We start from the raw sequence: 19,674 nt of genomic DNA, 5'->3' as shown, positions 1-19,674 counted from the left end.
CCCCGCCCCTCGAAGGGCCCGCCGCTCCCGCAGGGGAGCGCCGGGCCCTTCCGGCCCTCGGCCCAGCCGGTCCGGCGCGGCGGTGCCGACTACCCCCGGCGCCGCGGCAGTTCCGCCTCGATGAGGTCGGCGGCGCGGGGCGTGCCGCCCTCCTGGACCGTCTGCGTCTGGATCTCCTTCAGGCGGCGCGCGACCTCCGGGTCGTCGACCAGGGCGAGTGCCGCCTCGCGCAGGGCCTCGCCGGTCGCCTCCTCCGTCGGGAGGTACCGGGCGACACCGAGGGCGCGGAGCGTCTCGGCGTTGCCGAACTGGTCCGCCGCCTGCGGTACGGCGATCATCGGCGTGGCCGTCGCCAGGCCCTCCTGGCTGCCGCCCGCGCCGGCGTGCGTGACGAACAGGTCGGCCTGCTTCAGGACGGCCAGTTGCGGCACCCAGGAGTGCACCTCGACGTTGGCGGGGACCTCGCCGAGCCCGGCCGGGTCGACGTGCTTGCCGACCGAGAGCACCAGGTGCCACCCGGGCAGGTCGCCGAACGCCTTGACGCACTCCCGGTAGAAGTCCGGCTGCTTGGTGAAGGCGGACCCGAGGGAGACGAGCGCGACCTTCTCCACGCCGGCCGGCCGCTGCCAGCCGCCCTCGGCCGAGCGGTCGCCCTGGCAGGGGCCGACGAAGGAGTACACGCTCTCGTCGACCCGGTCCGCGTGCGGCTGGAGGGCCTTGGGAATCAGCACGATCGAGCGGTCGGGCCGCCCCCCGAACGCGTCGGGGTGCAGCGTGATCCCGTTCTCCTCCAGCCAGGCTCGGAAGCGGGCGTAGTAGGCGCGGCCGCGTTCGGTCTTCCTCGGCTCCGCCCACATGGGCTCGGCGACCTCCTCCTCGTACCCCTCCCAGGCGACCATGGCCGGCGAGAGCGAGAGGGCGGGCACGCCCCAGCGGTGGGCGAGGACGCGGCCCGGGTACGCGGCGATGTCGTACAGCACGAGGTCCGGCTCGTCGCCCTCGTACGCCGCGATCAGCTGCGGGAGGGCCTGGATCGCGTCGTCGAGGAACGGCTCCACGTTGTCCAGCAGGGTGCTCCCCCACGCCTCCGGGTCGTCGTCGGGCGAGGGCAGGGTCGACGTCCAGGGCTTCACCTCGGCGCCGGTCTCCGCGACCTTCTCCGCGAAGACCGGCGGGATCGCGTAGGTCACCCGGTGGCCGCGCGCCACCAGCTCGCGGATCACCTCCAGGCTGGGGTTCACGTGCCCGTGGGCGGCGATCGAGAACATGGCGATGTGCGCGCGACTGGTCATGCGCCGACCTTAGACGAGACGAGACGTCTCGTGCAAGTACGATGCGCCGGCACCGCGTGCAGCCGCAGCCGGTGCGCCGGGACGACACGCTCCCGGTGACCGAGAAGGGCGTGCGCGGCACCCGCAGGGCCAGGAAGTTCCCGGCGCGACGACGTGCACGTGCCGGGGGCGGAGAACCGTGCGCACAGCCGGAGCACGAGCCGCGGGTCGCCCTCGAACGCGCGCAGCTCACGGCAGCGGCGGGCAGCAGACCGATGAGACGGCGGGACGGCGGCGCGGCGGGACGGCGGGACGGCGGCGCGGCGAGACGGTGGGGTGGCGGCGCGGCGGGACGGTGGGGTGGCGGGGTGGTCAACTCGGCCACGTCGGCTCCGGCTTCGAGCAGCAACGGGCCCCCGGGAGGGAGAGCCGTGCGGAGCGTTCGGCTGTGGCCGGGGCCGGACGTGCGGATGGTGTCGATACCCGCGGTCGGCACGCCAGGCGGTGTCCGCGGTGGCGGGCAACGTTGTTTCGCCGGGGCGTCAGCGCTGGTAGCGGGCGAGGACCAGGTTGCCGTCCTTTTCCAGTCGGTCGCGCAGGGCGCCCAGGCCGATCGCTCCGCTGTAGTACTCCTGCAAGGCCGGTGTGGCCACCTTGTCCTTCCACTCGGGGTAGCCCCGGACCGTCTGCGCGGGGGCGGGGCGCAGGTGGGCGGCGAGGGCCGTGCCGACGGCCCAGCCGTGCCGGGCGGTGTGCAGGGCGGGGTCCTTCAGCGCGCGGGTGCCGGTGGGCAGCATCCAGTCGCCGAGGGCGAGGCGGACCATGTTCTCCGGGCGCAGCAGGAAGCCGAGGAAGGCGGTGGCCTCCTTCTTGTGCGGGCAGTCCTCGGCGATGGAGAGGGTCTGCGGGCTGACGCCCTGGGCGAGTCCGCCGGCACCGGCCGGGGCGGGCAGCACCTGCCAGTCGAAGCCCTTCGGGGCCTGCTGCACGATCTGCTGCCGGTAGGAGAACCCCAGCGGCACCATCGCGTAGTGGCCGCCGAAGAAGCCGGGCAGGGTGTCGGAGCCGCCGCTGCCGAGGGTCGTGGGCGAGGCGCTGCGGTCGGTGCCCACCTGCTGGTGGATGGTGCGCGGCACGACCTGGTCGGCCGCCTCGAACCGGACCGTCACCTTGCCGTCCGCGCCGCGGTGGAACAGCTGTCCACCCGCCGACAGGGAGAGGTTGAGCGTGGCGGAGACGGGTTCCTTCAGCGGCCAGGCGACGCCGTACTTCCCGGGCCCGCTGAGCCGGTCGGTGATCCGGCGGAACTCCTCCCAGCTCCACGGCTCCTCGGGGGTGGGGATGCGCACACCGGACTCGCTCAGCCAGGTCGCGTTGGCGACGAGCACGCGCGGCTCCTGGAGGAACGGCACGCCGTAGACGCCGTCGCCGAAGGTCGTGGTCCGCCAGCTGCGTTCGGGGATGTCCGACGTGAGGCCGGCCGGCAGCAGGCCGGTGAGGTCGGCCAGGTGGCCGCCGTAGGCGAAGTCGGCCAGGTCGTCGGAGGCGTCGTGGATGACGTCGGGTGCCTCGCCGCCCTCGAAGGCGGTGAGGAGCTGGTCGTGGACGCTGTCCCAGGAGCCCTGGACGTACTCGACGCGGACGTCCGGATGGGTGGCGTTCCACTCGGCCACCAGGTCCCTGGTGGCCTCGACGGACTCCTCCTGCCAGGCCAGGGACTGGAAGCGGAGGGTGATCCGCCCGTCGTCGGACGTGCCGCCTGAGGAGCAGCCGGCGAGGAGCAGCAGCAGGACGAGGGCCAGCAGGCGTGCGCGCATCAGCTCTTCACCGCCCCGGTGAGCATGTTGCCCGTGATGCGCCGCTGGATGAGCGCGAAGACGACGAGGGAGGGCAGGGTCGCGAGGAAGGCGGCCGCCGCGAGCGGACCGAGGTCGGCGACGCCCTCGGCGCCGATGAAGTGCGTGAGCACCACCGGCAGGGTCTGCTTCTCCGGTGTCTTGAGCAGCACGAGCGCGAAGAAGAACTCGTTCCACGCGGTGACGAAGGCGAACAGCCCGGTCGCCACGATGCCCGGCGCGAGCAGCGGCGCGGTCACCGACACCAGCGTCCGCACCCGCCCGGCCCCGTCGACCGCCGCGGCCTCCTCCAGCTCGCGCGGCACGGCCCGGACGTACCCGGCGAGCATCCACAGCGCGAACGGCAGCGCCCCCACCACGTACACCAGCACGAGTCCCGGCACCGAGTCGATCATGCGCAGGTTCTTCAACACGAGGAACAGCGGGATGATCAGCAGCACGAACGGGAACGCCTGGCTGACCACCACCCAGCCCGTCACCGCCCGGGCGAGGCGGGTCCGGTGCCGGGCGACGGCGTAGGCCGCCGGCGTGGCGATCAGCACGGCCAGGACGGCCGCCCCGAGCGCGGCGAGCAGGGAGTTGAGGGCGGCGTGCAGCAGTGGCTGCTCGTCGAAGGCCTGGCGGAAGTTGGCGAGGGTGGGGTCCCGCGGGAGCCAGGTGGGGTGCAGGCTGCCCAGCTCGCGCGGCGGCTTGAACGCGGTGGAGAGCAGCCAGAGGAACGGGAGGGCCAGGAAGACGAGATACGCGAGCAGCGCGGTGTACTGGCCGACGCGGGCCGGGAGGCCGGTCCTCATGTGTCGTCACCTCCCCGCAGGCGGCCGGCGAGGAACACGGCCAGGGCGATCGAGATCACGGCGACCATGACGCAGCCCATGGCCGCCGCGTAGCCGAACTGGCCGTAGCGGAAGGCCTCTTCGTAGGCGAAGAGCATGGGCAGCCGGGTCCGGCCGCCGGGGCCGCCGCTGGTGAGCACGTAGACCAGGGCGAAGGCGTTGAAGTTCCAGATGAGGTTGAGCGCCGTGATGGCGAGGGCGACCGGCCTGAGGGCGGGCCAGGTGACCGTGCGGAAGCGGCGCCAGGCGCCCGCCCCGTCGACGGCCGCCGCCTCGTGCAGTTCGCGCGGGGTGTTCTGCAGCCCGGCGAGCAGCGCCACCGTCGTCTGGGGCATGCCCGCCCAGACACCGACGACGATCACGGCGGGCAGCGCGGTGGTCAGCAAGCTGAGCCAGTCCCGGCCGCCGCCGAACCCCAGGTCGCGCAGGGTCTCGTTCAGGATGCCCGCGTCGGGGTGGTAGACGAGCCGCCACATGACGCCGACGACGACCTCCGGCATGGCCCACGGGATGATCGCCAGGGCGCGGGCGAGCCAGCGCAGCCGGAGCTCCTGGTTCAGCAGCAGGGCCAGGCCGAGGGCGAGCAGGAACTGCGGCACGGTCACCCCGACCGCCCACACCAGGCCGATCCGGAACGACTCCCGGAAGAGCCTGTCGTGCAGCACATCCCGGAAGTTGAGGCCGCCGATCCACTCGGTGGGCTCGGTGCGGCCCGACTGGGCGTCGGTGAAGGCCAGCAGGATCCCGTGGAGCAGCGGCCCGACGCTGAGGACGAGGACGGGGATCAGGGCGGGCAGCACCAGGAACCAGGCACCGTGGTCGACGGTCCGGCGCGACCCGCCGTCTCCCCGCCGACGGCCGGCCGGTCTCCTCGGCGGCGGCGCCCCGGTCACCGATGTCACGGAATCAGCCCCTCTGCACAGCTCGGCCGGCCACGTCATGGTCGTGACAGCGGTCTGCCTCGTCAAGACACCGCGTATGCCCGCCGACCTGTGCCGATGCGACACTGACCGGAGGATGGCCGGAACCCGGCGGCAGCGGTGGGGACGACGGAGGCGGACGATGGACGAGGCACGGGCACGGGACGTACTGGCGGCGGCGCGGGTGCTGCCCGGTGCGGACCGCGAGGCACGGCTGCTCGCCCTGGGCGAGAACGCGGTGTTCGCCGCCGGTGACCTGGTCGTCAAGGTCGGCCGTGACGCCGAGCTCCTCGACCGGGCGCGGCGCGAGCTGGACGTCGCCGGGTGGCTCGCTCAGGCCGGGGTGCCCGCGGTGCGCGCGGCCGAGCCGAAGCCACTGCTGGTGGACGGCCATCCGGTGACCGTGTGGCACCGGCTGCCGGACGCCGTGCGGCCCGCCGAGCCGCGGGATCTGGCCGAACTGCTGCGGGTCGTGCACGCCACGCCGCCTCCTCCCTTCGCGCTGGCGGGGCGTGATCTGCTGGGTGGTGTGGAGCGCTGGCTGCGACTCGCGGGGGACGCGGTCGATCCCGCGGACGCGGCGTATCTGCGCGAGCGGCGGGACGCGTTCGCCGCGCAGGCCGCCGCGCTGACGCCGCACCTGCCGCCCGGGGTGATCCACGGCGACGCGCTGCCGCGCAATGTGCACGTCGGGCCGGACGGGCCGGTCCTGGTCGACCTGGAGACGGTCTCCTCGGACCTGCGCGAGCACGACCTGGTGGTGATGGCCCTCTCCCACGACCGGTACGGACTCCCGGACGAGGCGTACGCGTCCTTCACCGAGGCGTACGGCTGGGACGTACGGGAGTGGGAGGGCTGCTCGGTGCTGCGCGGCGCGCGGGAGACGGCCAGTTGTGCGTGGGTGGCGCAGCACGCGCCGGGCAACCCGAAGGCGCTGGCCGAGTTCGAGCGGCGGGTGGCGTCCCTGCGGGACGGGGACGAGACCGTGCGCTGGTATCCGTTCTGAGGGCGGGGCGGTCTGCCTCAGGCCCGGTCGTCGGCCAACTCCCGCAGCGGCCACGCCCCGTCCACGAGGGCCGTGGTGTCGCCCTTGCCGCGCAGGAAGTTCTGGAAGTCCGCCGCCCACTCGGCGTACCACTCGATCTGGCGGTGGTGCAGGGCCGCCGGGCCGAGCATCGCGATCTTGGGGTGGCGCTCGGCTATCGCGCAGGCCAGACGGGCCGCCGCGAGGGCGTCGGCCAGCGCGTCGTGGGCGGAGCCGAGGACGATGCCGTACTCCGCGCAGACCGCTTCGAGGTTGCGTTTGCCGCGGCGGTAGCGGTCGACCCGGCGGTCGATGGTGTACGGGTCGATGACCGGGGCCGGGTCCACGCCGCCCAGCCGGTCGCGCAGGGACGGCAGGCCGTGGCGGCGCAGCTCGGCGGAGAGCAGGGTCAGGTCGAAGGCGGCGTTGTAGGCGACGACCGGCACGCCCGTCTTCCAGTAGGAGGTCAGGACGTCGGCGAGGGCGTCGGCGACCCGGTCGGCCGGTCCGCCCTCGGCGGCCGCCCGTTCGTTGCTGATGCCGTGCACCGCCACCGCGTCCTCCGGGATCGGCACCCCGGGGTCGGCCAGCCACTCCCGGCGCCCCATCGGCTCCCCGCCCCTGACCTCGATCACGGCCGCCGTGACGATGCGCGCCTCGCGCGGATCCGTGCCCGTCGTCTCCAGGTCGAAGCCGATCAGCAGCTCCCGGTGCCAGCCCATGGGCGGGCCCCCCTTCTCGTGGTGCGTTCCCCCAGTGGTCCCCACCTTCCCACGCACCACTGACAATCAGAGGACCGCGTTCCGTTCGCTCCCGCCCCGGCCCCCCGAACCGCCGCTCATCGGGGCACGGTTCACGACACCGGCCGCGAATCCGCCCACATCACCTCGAACTCCTCGCGATAGGTGGGGAAGAGGCCGCTTTCGTCGGGCTCGCCCGACTTGACCACCTTGCTGCCGTTGCGCAGGACGAAGACCGGTGCCTCCATGCCGCGCGTGCGGCGCAGGTAGTTCTGCACGACCGCGATGCCGTCCGCGCCGTCGCCGTCGACCAGGTACGCCGTGAAGCGGGGCGTCTCGTCGAAGACCTGGATCTCGAAGGCGCCCGGGTCGCGCAGCCGGGCCCGCACCCGGCGCATGTGCAGGATGTTCATCTCCACGGCCCGGCTGAGCTCGCCACGCTTGATGCCGAGTTCGCGCTCGCGCCGTTTGACCGCGCTGGAGGCCGGATTGAGGAACAGCAGCCGTACCCGGCAGCCGGACTCGGCGAGCCGGACCAGGCGGCGGCCGGAGAAGTTCTGCACGAGCAGGTTGAGGCCGATGCCGATGGCGTCGAGGCGGCGGGCGCCACCGAAGATGTCCTCGGCCGGGAACTGCCGCATCAGCCGCACCCGGTCCGAGTGGACGGCGACGACGTCGGCGTACCGGTCGCCGACCAGATCCTCGACCGCGTCCACCGGCAGCCGGCGCGCGGAGGGCACGTCACCGCCCGCGCCGAGCATCTCCAGCAGCCGGGCCGAGGCCCGCTCGGCCTGGTTCAGCACGGCCTCGGACAGCGCCCGGTTGCGGGAGACGACGTTGCGGGTCACCTCCAGCTCGTCCAGGGCCAGCTCGACGTCCCGCCGGTCGTCGAAGTAGGGCTCGAAGCAGGGCCAGTGCTGCACCATCAGCTCGCGCAGCTGCGGCAGGGTGAGGAAGGACAGCACGTTGTCGTCGGCCGGGTCGAGCAGGTAGCCCTTGCGGCGGCTGACCTCGCGCACGGCGACCGCGCGCTGCACCCACTCCTGGCCGGCGGGCCCGGCGGCGGCCACCACCCAGTCGTCGCCGTGGACGGGTTCGTAGACCGGCCGCAGCACGGCGGCCACGACCGCGCGCAGCCGCTGCTCGACGAGGTTCAGCCAGATGTAGGCCCGGCCGGCCCGCTGGGCACGGGTGCGCACCTCGCGCCAGGCATCGGCGTCCCAGTCCAGTTCCGGACCGATCGAGCCCGACGCGTCCATCGGCCGTGCCAGGGACACGGCACCGGTCGGGACGTCTGTGGAGTTCCCCTCGTGACCCTCGTCACCAGGGGGCAGCTCCAGCCCTCCCGAGCCCACCCGCGCACCGCCTTCCGCTCCCCTGAGCACTCCCCTTGTCAACGATCAAGGAAGGGTACTCCGGGAGCGGTCGACGGTGCAGCCCGATGGGCAGCATCGTTCTCAACGGCCCGGCCGCCGGGGCCCGTTCCGCCGACCGGGCCCGTCCCAAGTGAGCGGATCGATGGCGGTGGCGCCGATCGTGCTTGGCGCAGCCGTGACCCGGGTACCTGGTGGTGGGTCCCGGGACGATCTCGTAGGAGCGCGCGTGTCCGTCCTTGTTCTCGCCGGTCGCGCCGGCCACCGCCGGCGGCGGTTCTCGGGGCGGCCTTCTTCGCACACATCGTCCCCCGCTCCCCCACAGCCCCGGCAGTATGTTTTGGCCCCGTCGGTTCGGCATATCTCGTATGCACTGGTCACTCGGTAGGAGGGACATAAGTCATAGGGGGTCCCCCCACTTTCGGGGAGACTCGGGGGCCAAGGCGTCCCCACCGGCGCCGTACACCTGAAAGAGTCGTATCCATGCAGGTCTGGCCTGGCGAGGCGTATCCACTCGGTGCCACGTATGACGGCGCCGGTACCAATTTCGCGGTCTTCACGGAGGCCGCGGACCGAGTAGAGCTGTGTCTGCTGCACGACGACGGCTCGGAGACGGCGATCGAGCTCCGCGAGAGCGACGCGTTCGTCCGGCACGCGTACGTGCCCGGGATCATGCCCGGGCAGCGGTACGGGTTCCGGGTGCACGGTCCGTACGCACCGGAGCACGGGCTGCGGTGCAATTCCGCGAAACTGCTGCTCGATCCGTACGCACGTGCGATCAGCGGATCCGTCCGCTGGGGCGAGGAGGTCTACGGCTACCACTTCGACGATCCCGACCGGCGCAACGATCTCGACTCGGCGCCGCACATGATGACCTCGGTCGTGGTCAATCCCTACTTCGACTGGGGCGACGACCGGCGTCCGCGCACCGAGTACCACCACACGGTGCTCTACGAGGCCCACGTCAAGGGCCTCACGATGCGCCACCCGGGGCTCCCGGAGGAGCTGCGCGGCACCTACGCGGCCCTCGCGCACCCAGCGATCATCGAGCACCTCACCGAGCTCGGCGTCACCGCGCTGGAGCTGATGCCCGTGCACCAGTTCGTGAACGACCACCGCCTGGTCGACATGGGCCTGAACAACTACTGGGGCTACAACACCATCGGCTTCTTCGCCCCGCACAACGCCTACGCGTCCTGGGGCGACCGGGGCCAGCAGGTGCTGGAGTTCAAGTCGGCCGTGAAGGCGCTGCACGAGGCCGGGATCGAGGTGATCCTCGACGTGGTCTACAACCACACCGCCGAGGGCAACCACCTGGGCCCGACCCTGTCCTTCAAGGGCCTGGACAACCCACGCTACTACCGGCTGACGGACGACCCCCGCTACTACATGGACACGACAGGGACGGGAAACTCCCTGCTCATGCGGTCCCCGCACGTGCTCCAGCTGATCATGGACTCGCTGCGGTACTGGGTCACGGACATGCACGTCGACGGGTTCCGCTTCGACCTGGCCGCGACGCTGGCCCGGCAGTTCCACGAGGTGGACCGGCTGTCGTCGTTCTTCGACCTGGTGCAGCAGGACCCGGTGGTCTCCCAGGTGAAGCTGATCGCCGAGCCGTGGGACGTGGGCGAGGGCGGCTACCAGGTGGGGAACTTCCCGCCGCTGTGGACGGAGTGGAACGGCAAGTACCGGGACACCGTGCGGGACCTGTGGCGGGGCGAGCAGCGCACCCTCGCGGAGTTCGCCTCCCGGCTGACCGGCTCCTCCGACCTGTACCAGGACGACGGGCGCCGCCCGCTGGCCTCGATCAACTTCGTGACCTGCCACGACGGCTTCACCCTGCACGACCTGGTGGCCTACAACGACAAGCACAACGAGGCCAACGGCGAGGACAACCGCGACGGCGAGAGCCACAACCGGTCCTGGAACTGCGGCGCCGAGGGCGAGACCGACGACCCGGACGTGCTGCGGCTGCGGGCCCGGCAGATGCGCAACTTCATCGCCACGCTGATGCTGTCCCAGGGCGTGCCCATGATCAGCCACGGCGACGAGTTCGCCCGCACCCAGCGCGGCAACAACAACGCCTACTGCCAGGACAACGAGCTGGCCTGGGTGGAGTGGCCCGAGGAGACGGAGGACGGCGGCGAGGGGGGCCTGAGCAGGGAGCTGCTGGGCTTCACGCGCGCGATGGTGTGGCTGCGCCGCAACCACCCGGTCTTCCGCCGCCGGCGCTTCTTCCACGGGCGGCCGGTGGAGGGCACGCACGACGACCTGTCCGACATCGCGTGGTTCACCCCGGACGGCCGGGAGATGACCCAGCGGGACTGGGACTCGGCGCAGGCCTCGGCGCTGACCGTGTTCCTCAACGGCAACGCGATCTCGGAGCCGGGAGCACGCGGGGAGCGCATCACGGACGACTCGTTCCTGCTGATGTTCAACGCCTCCCCCAAGCCGCTGGAGTTCGTCGTCCCGGTCAACCACGGGCGCCAGTGGGAGGTCGTGGTCGACACGGCGCTGCCGCAGGGCGTGCCGTCGGACACCGGCCCGAAGGTGCAGGCCGGGGACCGGCTGACCCTCGCCGACCGGAGCATGACCGTGCTCCAGCGGCCCGTGTAGCCGCCGCGCGGCCGCAGGAGCGTGCCGCCGCGCGTCGCCCGGTGAGAGCCACTCGTCCGGGCGACGCGCGGCGCACCCGGAGGGCTCCGGGGGCACGAACCGCCGCGGGGCGGGTACGTACGTCTCCATGACACCTGAGCGACCTGACCCGGTGGTGCCCACGGCCACGTACCGGCTGCAGCTGCAGCCCGACTTCCCGTTCGGAGCAGCCGCGGCCGTCGTGCCGTACCTGGCCTCGCTCGGGGTCTCCCACCTGCACCTGTCCCCCGTCCTGGAGGCGGTGCCCGGCTCGACGCACGGCTACGACGTCGTCGACCACGCGCGCGTGCGCGAGGAGCTGGGCGGCGAGGACGGACTGCGGGCGCTGGCCCGTACGGCGGGCGAGCACGGGCTCGGCCTGGTGGTGGACATCGTCCCGAACCACATGGCCATGTCACCGCGCCACAACCGGGCCCTGTGGGAGGTGCTGCGCGAGGGCCCGAAGTCGCCGTACGCCCGCTGGTTCGACATCGACTGGGAGGCCCAGGACGGCCAGGTGCTGCTGCCGGTGCTCGGCGGGCCCGTGGGCGAGGTGCTCGACGACCTGCGCGTCGACGGGGACGTCCTGCGCTACCACGACCACGTCTTCCCGCTGCGCGAGGGCACCGAGGACCTGCCGCTGCCGCACCTGCTGGACGCGCAGTGGTACCGGCCCGTGTGGTGGCGGCTGGCCCGGACCGAGCTCAACTACCGGCGGTTCTTCAGCATCTCGGAGCTCATCGGGGTGCGGGTGGAGGACCCCGAGGTCTTCGAGGCCACCCACGACAAGATCCTCCAGCTGCTGCACGAGGGCGTGATCGACGGGCTGCGCATCGACCACCCGGACGGGCTCGCCGACCCCGACGGCTACCTGCGCCGGCTGCACGAGGCGACCGGCGGGCGCTGGACGGTCGTGGAGAAGATCCTGGCCGACGGCGAGCACCTCCCGGCCTCCTGGCCCGTCGCGGGCACCACCGGCTACGACGCCCTGCGGCACGTGGACGGCGTCTTCACGGACCCGGCCGGTTTCGGGGAGCTGCTCGGTCAGTACCGGCGCTTCGCGGCCCCGCAGACGGACCGGGGCGGGCAGTGGGACGCGACGGTGCGGCGCGCGGCGTACAAGGTGCTCACGCACGAGCTGGCGACCGAGACGGAGCGGCTGACGCGGGTCGCGACCCGGCTGTGCGCGACCTCGCCGGAGCCCGCGCTGCGCGACCGCGCCCCCTGGGCGCTGCGCACCGCGTTGCAGGAGCTGCTGGTCCGGATGGAGGTCTACCGGCCCTACGAGTCCGTCGACGCGGCGTCCGTGGTCACCGAGGAGGCCGCGGCCGAGGCCCGGGGCGCCTTCGCGGTGCCGGAGGAGGCCGGTGCGGTCGACGTCGTACGCGATCTGGTGCTGGGGCGGTACGGCGACGGGCCCGCCCAGCTGGAGTTCCGCACGCGGTTCGCGCAGACCTCGTCGGCGCTGCGGGCGAAGTCCGTCGAGGACACGGCGTTCTACCGGTACGTGCCGCTGCTGTCGGCGACCGAGGTGGGCGGGAACCCGGGTGCTCCCGCGCTGACGCCCGAGGAGTTCCACGGGTACTGCGCGCGCGTGCAGCGCGACTGGCCGTCGACCGGGACGGTGGCCTCGACGCACGACACCAAGCGCAGCGCCGACGTCCGGGCCGCGCTGCACGTGCTCACCGAGTGCCCGGACCGGTGGGCGGACGTCCTCGCCGAGGTGACCCGCTCCGGCGAGGGCGTGCCGGACGCGCAGCTGGCGTGGGCGGCCTGGCAGACGGTCTTCGGGCTGGGCCCGGCCGACGGGACCGCCGAGCGGGTGCAGGGCGCGCTGCTGAAGCACGTGCGCGAGGCGGGCCTGTTCACCAGCTGGACCGAGCAGGAGCCGCCGTACGAGGAGGCGGTGGCGCGGTTCGTGGCGGCCGGGCCGTGCGGGGCGCCGGGTGAGCGCGTCGCCGCGTTCCGGGAGTCGCTCGCCCCGCACATCCGGGCCAACGTGCTGGGCACGGCCCTGGTGCAGCTGACCATGCCGGGCGTCCCGGACGTGTACCAGGGCACGGAGGCCGAGTACCGGGCCCTGGTCGACCCGGACAACCGGCGGGCGGTGGACTTCCCGCCCGCGGACGACGGGGGCACGTCCGGCGAGAAGGCCGCGGTGACGCGGGCCGCGCTGGGACTGCGGGCGCGGCTCCCCGGCGCGTTCGGCGACACGGCCACGTACATGGCGCTGCCGGCTCAGGGCCCGGCGTCCGGGCACTGCCTGGCGTTCGCCCGCTCGGGTGAGGTGGTGACGGCCGTGACCCGGCTGTCTCTGCGGCTCGCCGAGGCGGGCGGCTGGCGGGACACCACGCTGCCGCTGCCGCCGGGCCGCTGGGCGGACGTACTGGAGCCGGGCCGGGAATTCACGGGGCGGGCACGCCTGGCGGAACTGTTCGCGGCCCGGCCGGTGGCTCTGCTGCAGAAGACGGGCGACTGACCCGGGCGACCGCGGGGGCCCTAGGGGCATCCCTCCGTACCCCGCGCCGAGGGCCGCCGGGCATCCCTCCGTACCCCGCGCCGCGCCGCCGGGCCCGGTCCGTACTCCGCGCCGCCGGGCCCCGGTCCGGGCGCGCGGCGCCGGGCCCGGACGCGCGGCGCCGGACGGAGGCCGGCCCCGGCGGGCCAGTGCTTCCGGGCGCCCCCGGGAGCCTCCCCCGTCGCGCCCTTGACACCGCACCATGGCCGTGGGGTACTGCCAGGGCGAACTCGGGCGGATGTGACGGGGGTGAGTGTCCTGCCGGAGCTGCGCTACCCGACGGTGACCGAACAGGTCCGCGCTGCCCGCGCGTTGACCGCACAGCGTCCCGGCGTGTGCACCCTGCGCCAGGTGGGCGCCTCACGGGCCGGCCGGCCGCTGCACCTGCTGTCCGTGGGCCGGGCCCGCCGCGCCGTGCTGGTGGTCGCGGGCGCCCACGCCAACGAGCCGACCGGCTCCTGCACGCTCCTCGCGCTCGCCCGGCGCGTGCTGGAGCAGCGGGAGCTGCGCGACGGCATCTCCTGGCACTTCCTGCTGTGCGCCGACCCGGACGGGGCGAGTCTGCACGTGACGCCGGCGCCGCGCAGCCTGTTCGACTACCACCTCGGCTTCTTCCGGCCCGCGGGCCCGGAGCAGCCCGAGTGGGCGCCGTCCGTGCTGCCGCCCGACCGGCTGCCGCCCGAGACCCGGGCGCTGACCGGGGTCATCGACGAGCTGCGTCCGTATCTCCAGGTGACCCTGCACGGCACGGACCTCGGCGGCAGCTGGGTGCAGCTCACCAAGGACGTGCCCGGGCTGGCCGAGCCGTTCGCCAAGTCCGCGGCGGAACTGCACATCCCGGTGGAGACCGGCGCCTCGGACGCCGCGGGCTGGCCCGCCTCGGGGCCGGGCGTGCACGTGATGCCCGCTCCGGGGATCGGCCCGGCCTACCCGAGCCTGCCGGACGACGCACGGCACAGCACCTGGTTCCACGCCCACCGCTACGGCGGCCTGACCGCCGTGGTCGAGGTGCCGATGTGGGCGAGCGACCTGGTGGACGACCCGGCTCCGCACCCGGCCCCGGCGGCGGCGCTCGGGCGGCTCGCGCGCCGGCTGCAGCGCGACGCGCTGGAGGTGACGCGCGTGCTGGACGGCGCGCTGCCCCGGCTGGCGGAGCTGGACGGGCCGTTGCTGCGGGCCGCGCGGTGGGGCCTGGAGCTGGTGCCGGGGCTCGCGGCCGACCTGGCGCACACCCCGCCCGCCGACCGGACGATGGCCTACGTGGGCAGTGTGGACGCGTTCGCGCGGCGCGTGCCCCTGCGGGCGGCGGCCATGCTGCGGCGGGTGCTGCGCGGGACCGACGAACGGGCGGCGAAACAGCTGGAGCACCTCGTGGCGACCTGGAGCGACGCCTTCGCGGAGCGTTTCCGGGCCCGCTGGGTACCCCTGGAGAACCAGGTCGAGCACCAGACCCGGACGGTGGTCGCGGCCGCGCTGCACGCGCGCGAGAAGACCGGCTAGACCTGGGGCGTCATCCCCGCCGCGTCGGCGCCGCCGCCCCGGACCGCCACCCCTGGCTCCCCCGTGCCGGAGCCCGCGTGCGGGAGCCGCCCGGCGAGTTCGAACGCCGACAGCACCACCCGCGCCTGGTACTCCGCCTGGCGGGCGACCGGGATCCAGCGCGCTCCGCAGCCGTCGCGGTAGTCGGCGCACCACGCGTCGATCAGCCGGTCCAGCTCCGGCAGCACCCCGGCCGGATCGTGACCGGCGGCCCGTACGAGCTGGTGGAGCAGTCCGGCGGTGCGCAGGGCCAGGCGCCGCCCGGAGATGCGCAGGGCGGCCAGGTGGGCGCTGCCGAGGGACGGCAGGGGCCGGGCCGTGCCGGTGTCGGGGTCCCAGGCGTCGGCGAGGCCGGGGCAGACCAGGAGGTAGTCGTCCACCGGGGCGAGCAGGCGCGCCGCGTCGCGTGCGGTGTCCAGGTGCGGGCGGATCCGGGCCAGCAGGCGCCGCAGGAGGTCCGTGTCGTGGCGCAGGGTCCCGCTGACGGCCCGCAGCACCGCGTCCCGGTCCCCGGGCGGGGCGTCGTCCGCCACGGCCGCCACGCCCCACATGGGCGCCTCGACGACCGCGGTGACGGTGCCGTGCCGGTGCGGGTGGAACCACGTCGACTCGACGGCGGCCTCGGTGATGGCGGCGGCCAGGGAGGCCCGGCGCGGCGGCGGGATGCGGTAGACGGCGGGGCCGAGGCCCGGCCAGTACAGCGCGTCGTAGGCGCCGAGTTCGCGGGGGATGCCGAGCCGGGCGGCGATGCGGGCGAGGCGCCGGTCGAGGCCGGGCAGGTCGTGGGTGAGCTCGACGAAGCCGCCTCCGACGTCGACGCCGTGCAGGGAGCACTGCAGGAACGGCCGCAGTTCGTCCTGGACGTCGAGGAGGGCGCGGGTCTCCGGCAGGGCGGCGGCGGCCGCGCCGTCGGGCAGCCATTCGGGCTGTTCCAGGAAGCCGGGCCGGAAGAAGTTCCGGAAGTACCGGCCGAGGGTGTAGGGGCCGGTCAGCCAGCCCTCGTTGCGGCGCAGGCCGTCCGGGTCGAGGCTGAGCAGCAGGTTCCAGGTGGCGCCCGCGCCCTCGGTCAGCCGCGGGTCGGCCAGGGCACGCTCGGCCAGGCGCAGCACGGTGGCGCCGCCCACGGGTTCGTTGGCGTGGGGTCCGGCGACGACCAGGGCCTGGCGGTCGCCGTGCCCGACGGACAGCAGCCACAGGGGCGTGCCCGCGCGGGACGTCCCGACCCGGCGCAGCCGGGCGTCACGGGGGTGGCGGGCGACGAGCGCGGCGGCCCGGGCGCCCAGTTCGTCGACGGTCGGGTAGCGCGGGAGAGGCGGCAGGGCACACCTCCGATGCGGCGCCGACGGTTCACCCCGAGTGCAGGGCGTACGCACAGTCAGTCACGACTTGGGAGGTACGTCAACACCGTGCGACACAAAGGGATTTCGGCCACTCCGGAAGGATCGACGGCCGGTCAACCCCAGGCCAGAGCTGAGAGGGGGCGTGCTTTTCGGTCAGGTGGCGGACAGCCGGAACAGCATGTGCCCGAAGCCGACCTGGTCGCCCTCGCGGACGACGGCCGCGCCGACGACCCGGCGTCCGTTCACGGTGGTGCCGTTGGTGGAGCCCAGATCGCGCAGGACCCACAGGCCGCCCTGGTGGCGCAGTTCGGCGTGGACGCGGGAGACCGTCTCGTGGTTGAGGCGCAGCCCGCTGGCGGGGTCGCGGCCTATGCGCAGCGGATGGCCGTGGGCCGGGTGCGGCAGCAGCAGCTTGGGCAGCCGCTCGGCCTGCCAGGCGCGGCGCAGCCGTACGGTGAAGCCGGAGACCGCCTCGACGGAGCCGAACAGCAGGCGGGAGAAGCGGCTCTCGGTGGGCAGATCGGCGGTGAGCACCGCGAGCTCGTCCGGGCGGCGTGCGGCGAGCGCCAGTTCCATGCGGCGGATGAACGTGTCGTGGGACAGGCGGCCCACGGCGACGCCGTCACGCAGCACCCGCAGCGCCTTGTCGCGCTCCGCGTCGGAGAGCCGCGCGGGGTAGGTGTGGAACTCGAAGGACGACGTCACGCTCGTGATTGTCGGGCAGCGCGGCCGGGCTGTCCAGGAAACGGGAAAACGCCCGCCACGCGCCCGTACCCGGTGAGACCCGCCGCAAAAGGGTGGATGCACCGGCGGATTGATCTCGTTTGACGCACCATGGACGGGCTACATCACGGTGAGCAGACGAAGGGGAACCGTCCGTGCAGTTCGAGGTGTGGGCACCGCAGGCCGGCCGAGTGACGCTCCAGTGCGACGGCGTCACGCACGCGTTGGAGCGCGATCCGGAACGGGCGGGGTGGTGGTGGGGCGAGGCGGAGGCGCGCGACGGGTCCCGGTACGGCTTCGCGCTGGACGACGGGCCGGTGCTGCCCGATCCGCGCTCGCGCCGCCAGCCGGACGGCCCGGACGGGCTGAGCGCCGTCGTCGAGCACGAGCGCCACACCTGGCGCGTGCCCTGGCGGGGGCGGCCCCTGGCCGGGGCGGTGCTGTACGAACTGCACGTGGGGACGTACACGCCCGAGGGCACGCTGGACGCGGCCGCCGCGCGGCTCGGTCATCTCGCCGAACTGGGCGTCACGCACGTGGAACTGATGCCGCTCACCCCCTTCCCGGGCACCCACGGCTGGGGTTACGAGGGCGTCTGTCTGTGGGCGGTGCACGAGCCGTACGGCGGGCCCGAGGCGCTGAAACGCTTCGTCGACCGGGCCCACGAACTCGGGCTGGGCGTCGTCCTCGACGTGGTGCACAACCACTTCGGCCCGTCCGGCAACTACCTGCCCGTCTTCGGGCCGTATCTCACGGACACGCACCACACGCCCTGGGGTGCCGCGGTCAATCTGGACGCGCCCGGCTCGGACGAGGTGCGCGCGTTCCTGATCGGCAGCGCGCTGGCGTGGCTGCGGGACTACCGGCTGGACGGGCTGCGGCTGGACGCGGTGCACGCGCTGGTCGACACGCGCGCGCTGCACTTCCTGGAGGAGCTGTCGACGGCCGTGGACGCCCTGGCCGCCGAGGTGGAGCGGCCGCTGTTCCTGGTGGCCGAGTCGGATCTGAACGACCCGCGGCTGATCACCGCCCGTGCCGAGGGGGGCCTCGGGCTGCACGCGCAGTGGAACGACGACTTCCACCACGCCCTGCACACGGTGCTGACCGGCGAGGCCCAGGGCTACTACGCCGACTTCGCGCGCGCTTCCCTCGGCGGGCTCGCCAAGACCCTCACCGGCGGCTACTTCCACGACGGGTCCTACTCCAGCTTCCGCGAGCGTCACCACGGGCGGGCCCTGGACCGCACCCGGGTCGCCGGGCACCGGCTGCTGGGCTACAGCCAGACCCACGACCAGGTCGGCAACCGCGCCCAGGGCGACCGCCTTTCGGCCCTGCTCTCCCCCGGGCTGCTGGCCTGTGCGGCCACGCTCGTGCTGACCGCGCCGTTCACGCCGATGCTCTTCATGGGCGAGGAGTGGGCGGCGGGCACGCCCTGGCAGTTCTTCACGGACCACACCGACCCGGAACTGGCGGACGCCGTACGCCGGGGCCGGCGGCGGGAGTTCGCGGCGCACGGCTGGAAGGAGGAGGACGTCCCCGACCCGCAGGACCCGGCGACCCGGGACCGCTCCTGCCTGGACTGGTCCGAGCCGGAACGCGAGCCCCACGCACGCATGCTGGACTGGTACCGCCGGCTCCTCGCCCTGCGTCACGAGCAGCCCGACCTGACCGATCCGGACCTCGCCGACACGAAGGTGGCCCACGACGAGGAGCGGCGCTGGCTGGCCTTCCGGCGCGGGGACGTCCTCGTGGCGGTGAACCTGGCCCCGGAGCCGGCCGAGCTGCCGCTGGGGGTGCCCCACGCGCGCGTGCTGGCCGCCTGGGAGCCGGTGGAGCCCCCCGGGGCGGACGGCGTGGTGCGGCTGCCCGGGGAGTCGGCCGTGGTGCTGCTGCAGGAGTGAGCCGGCCGGGACGGGTCACAGGGCGTCGTCGGTGGCGCCCAGGTCCGTCACCCGCTCCAGCAGGATCGGCTCCCAGGCGTGGCGCAGCCGGGTGCGCGGCAGGGTGAGGTCCTTGGCGGTGAGGACCTCGGCGAGGCCGACGAGGGCGTCGCAGCGGGCGAGCCAGAGGCCGCGCAGGCAGGGCCGGGCGCCGTAGCCGGCGAGGGTGGCGGCGCGCACGGCGGCGGGCGCGCCCACGGCGAGGGCGAGGCCCGCGATGTCCTCGGCCGGGTCGCCGACCACCGCCCCGGACCAGCCGAGGACGCCCCGCACCCGCCCGTCCGCGCCGACCACGAGGTGTCCCGCCGTCAGGGCGTGGTGGGTGAGGACCGCCGAGCCGGGCTGGGCGGCCAGCTGGGCCGCGGCGGGCGGGGTGAGCCGGTGCAGCCGGGCGGCGTCGAACTCGTCGGCCTCGTCGAGGCGTTGGGCGGCGCGTACGGCGGCCCGGCGCAGCGTCTCCAGTGAGCGGGGCGCGACGCGCGGCACGCCGAGGGGCTCGGCCTGGCGCACCGGCACCTCGCGCAGGCCGGTGAGCAGCCCCGCCAGGTCGGCCTCGCCGACGGCGGACACGTCGTGCCGTTCGCCCGATCCGCCGGGCAGCCTGGTGTCGAGCGTGTAGACCAGCCCGGGTGCCCACTCGCCGTGCGCCACGCTGGCCGGGACCGCCACCGGGAGGTGCGGGCGGACGAGGTCGCGCAGGCGCAGTTCGCGGCGCCGGCGCACGGTGGCCTCCCGGTCGGCCGCCAGGCGCAGCACGTGGCGGGTGCCGACCCACCAGGTGGTGGGTTCGGCGTCCTCGGTGGCGGGCCTGAGGTCCGGGCCGCCGTCCCGCGCGGTGCCCCCGCCTCGCTCGCCGGACGCGCCGGTCCGGCCGGCCCTGCCCTGTCCGCCGTCCTTGAGCAGGGATCGGACCAGCCGGCGGACGGTGTCCTCGGTGGGGGTGGGTGCCTGGGTCATGGT

At 74.1% G+C, this 19,674-nt stretch carries 13 protein-coding genes and 1 pseudogene; 5 read left to right on the top strand and 9 right to left on the bottom strand.

The genetic code is table 11. The annotated features are described in order from the left end of the window. Nucleotides 1–89: 89 nt before the first annotated feature. The 4 genes from mgt to ACIGAQ_RS01390 form a co-directional block, all read right to left on the bottom strand. Nucleotides 90–1,292, bottom strand: a complete 1,203-nt coding sequence (mgt, locus tag ACIGAQ_RS01405) for a macrolide-inactivating glycosyltransferase (RefSeq protein WP_362277945.1) — start codon at nucleotides 1,290–1,292, stop codon at nucleotides 90–92. Nucleotides 1,293–1,813: 521 nt separating this feature from the next. Next, nucleotides 1,814–3,088, bottom strand: coding sequence for an ABC transporter substrate-binding protein (locus ACIGAQ_RS01400; protein WP_399778263.1), 1,275 nt, complete (start codon nucleotides 3,086–3,088; stop codon nucleotides 1,814–1,816). After that, nucleotides 3,088–3,921, bottom strand: a complete 834-nt coding sequence (locus tag ACIGAQ_RS01395) for a carbohydrate ABC transporter permease (RefSeq protein WP_399778261.1) — start codon at nucleotides 3,919–3,921, stop codon at nucleotides 3,088–3,090. The genes ACIGAQ_RS01400 and ACIGAQ_RS01395 overlap by 1 nt, the downstream gene beginning before the upstream one ends. After that, nucleotides 3,918–4,862, bottom strand: coding sequence for a carbohydrate ABC transporter permease (locus tag ACIGAQ_RS01390; protein WP_399778259.1), 945 nt, complete (start codon nucleotides 4,860–4,862; stop codon nucleotides 3,918–3,920). The genes ACIGAQ_RS01395 and ACIGAQ_RS01390 overlap by 4 nt, the downstream gene beginning before the upstream one ends. A 160-nt stretch (nucleotides 4,863–5,022) precedes the next feature. Here ACIGAQ_RS01390 and ACIGAQ_RS01385 point away from each other — a divergent pair, with 160 nt between their 5' ends. After that, nucleotides 5,023–5,886: a phosphotransferase enzyme family protein gene (locus ACIGAQ_RS01385; protein WP_399778258.1), complete on the top strand. Its 864-nt coding sequence runs from the start codon at nucleotides 5,023–5,025 to the stop codon at nucleotides 5,884–5,886. Nucleotides 5,887–5,903: 17 nt separating this feature from the next. Here the strand turns inward: ACIGAQ_RS01385 and ACIGAQ_RS01380 are convergent, their stop codons facing one another. Beyond that, the gene (locus ACIGAQ_RS01380) at nucleotides 5,904–6,626 is read right to left on the bottom strand and encodes a 3'-5' exonuclease (protein WP_311682969.1); all 723 of its coding nucleotides are present in this window, start codon (nucleotides 6,624–6,626) and stop codon (nucleotides 5,904–5,906) included. A gap of 131 nt (nucleotides 6,627–6,757) precedes the next feature. Next, nucleotides 6,758–7,999: an SAV2148 family HEPN domain-containing protein gene (locus ACIGAQ_RS01375; RefSeq protein ID WP_311682971.1), complete on the bottom strand. Its 1,242-nt coding sequence runs from the start codon at nucleotides 7,997–7,999 to the stop codon at nucleotides 6,758–6,760. 501 nt (nucleotides 8,000–8,500) lie between these two features. Here ACIGAQ_RS01375 and glgX point away from each other — a divergent pair. The 3 genes from glgX to ACIGAQ_RS01360 all read left to right on the top strand — a co-directional run bounded on the left by glgX (nucleotide 8,501) and on the right by ACIGAQ_RS01360 (nucleotide 14,672). Beyond that, nucleotides 8,501–10,636, top strand: coding sequence for a glycogen debranching protein GlgX (gene glgX / locus ACIGAQ_RS01370; RefSeq protein ID WP_399778255.1), 2,136 nt, complete (start codon nucleotides 8,501–8,503; stop codon nucleotides 10,634–10,636). Nucleotides 10,637–10,763: 127 nt separating this feature from the next. Then, nucleotides 10,764–13,133 carry a malto-oligosyltrehalose synthase gene (gene treY / locus ACIGAQ_RS01365; RefSeq protein ID WP_399778252.1) on the top strand — a complete coding sequence of 790 codons (2,370 nt, stop codon included), beginning with the start codon at nucleotides 10,764–10,766 and terminating at the stop codon, nucleotides 13,131–13,133. Nucleotides 13,134–13,421: 288 nt separating this feature from the next. Beyond that, entirely contained in the window at nucleotides 13,422–14,672 is a 1,251-nt protein-coding gene (locus tag ACIGAQ_RS01360) for a M14 family zinc carboxypeptidase (RefSeq protein ID WP_311682977.1), read from the top strand. A gap of 10 nt (nucleotides 14,673–14,682) precedes the next feature. On the opposite strand, the pseudogene ACIGAQ_RS01355 reads toward ACIGAQ_RS01360, so the two are convergent. Both ACIGAQ_RS01355 and ACIGAQ_RS01350 read right to left on the bottom strand, forming a co-directional pair. Then, nucleotides 14,683–16,030: pseudogene (locus ACIGAQ_RS01355) on the bottom strand (M14 family zinc carboxypeptidase). Nucleotides 16,031–16,204: 174 nt separating this feature from the next. Beyond that, a complete protein-coding gene (locus ACIGAQ_RS01350) occupies nucleotides 16,205–16,756 on the bottom strand; it encodes a DUF1707 and FHA domain-containing protein (protein WP_311682978.1) in 552 nt (183 codons plus the stop codon). A 173-nt stretch (nucleotides 16,757–16,929) separates the two neighbouring features. On the opposite strand from ACIGAQ_RS01350, the gene treZ reads away from it, so the two are divergent. Then, on the top strand, nucleotides 16,930–18,675 hold the full coding sequence (gene treZ / locus ACIGAQ_RS01345) for a malto-oligosyltrehalose trehalohydrolase (RefSeq protein ID WP_311682980.1): 1,746 nt from the start codon (nucleotides 16,930–16,932) through the stop codon (nucleotides 18,673–18,675). Between the two features lie 15 nt (nucleotides 18,676–18,690). On the opposite strand, the gene ACIGAQ_RS01340 is transcribed toward treZ, so the two are convergent. Further along, the gene (locus ACIGAQ_RS01340; RefSeq protein ID WP_399780623.1) at nucleotides 18,691–19,671 is read right to left on the bottom strand and encodes an aminoglycoside phosphotransferase family protein; all 981 of its coding nucleotides are present in this window, start codon (nucleotides 19,669–19,671) and stop codon (nucleotides 18,691–18,693) included. Nucleotides 19,672–19,674 lie beyond the last annotated feature (3 nt).

Source organism: Streptomyces sp. NPDC085932 (genome assembly GCF_044540525.1).
Classification (GTDB): domain Bacteria; phylum Actinomycetota; class Actinomycetes; order Streptomycetales; family Streptomycetaceae; genus Streptomyces; species Streptomyces levis.
Note: the sequence above shows the minus strand (reverse complement) of the source record. Positions and strands in the feature narration are given on the sequence as shown.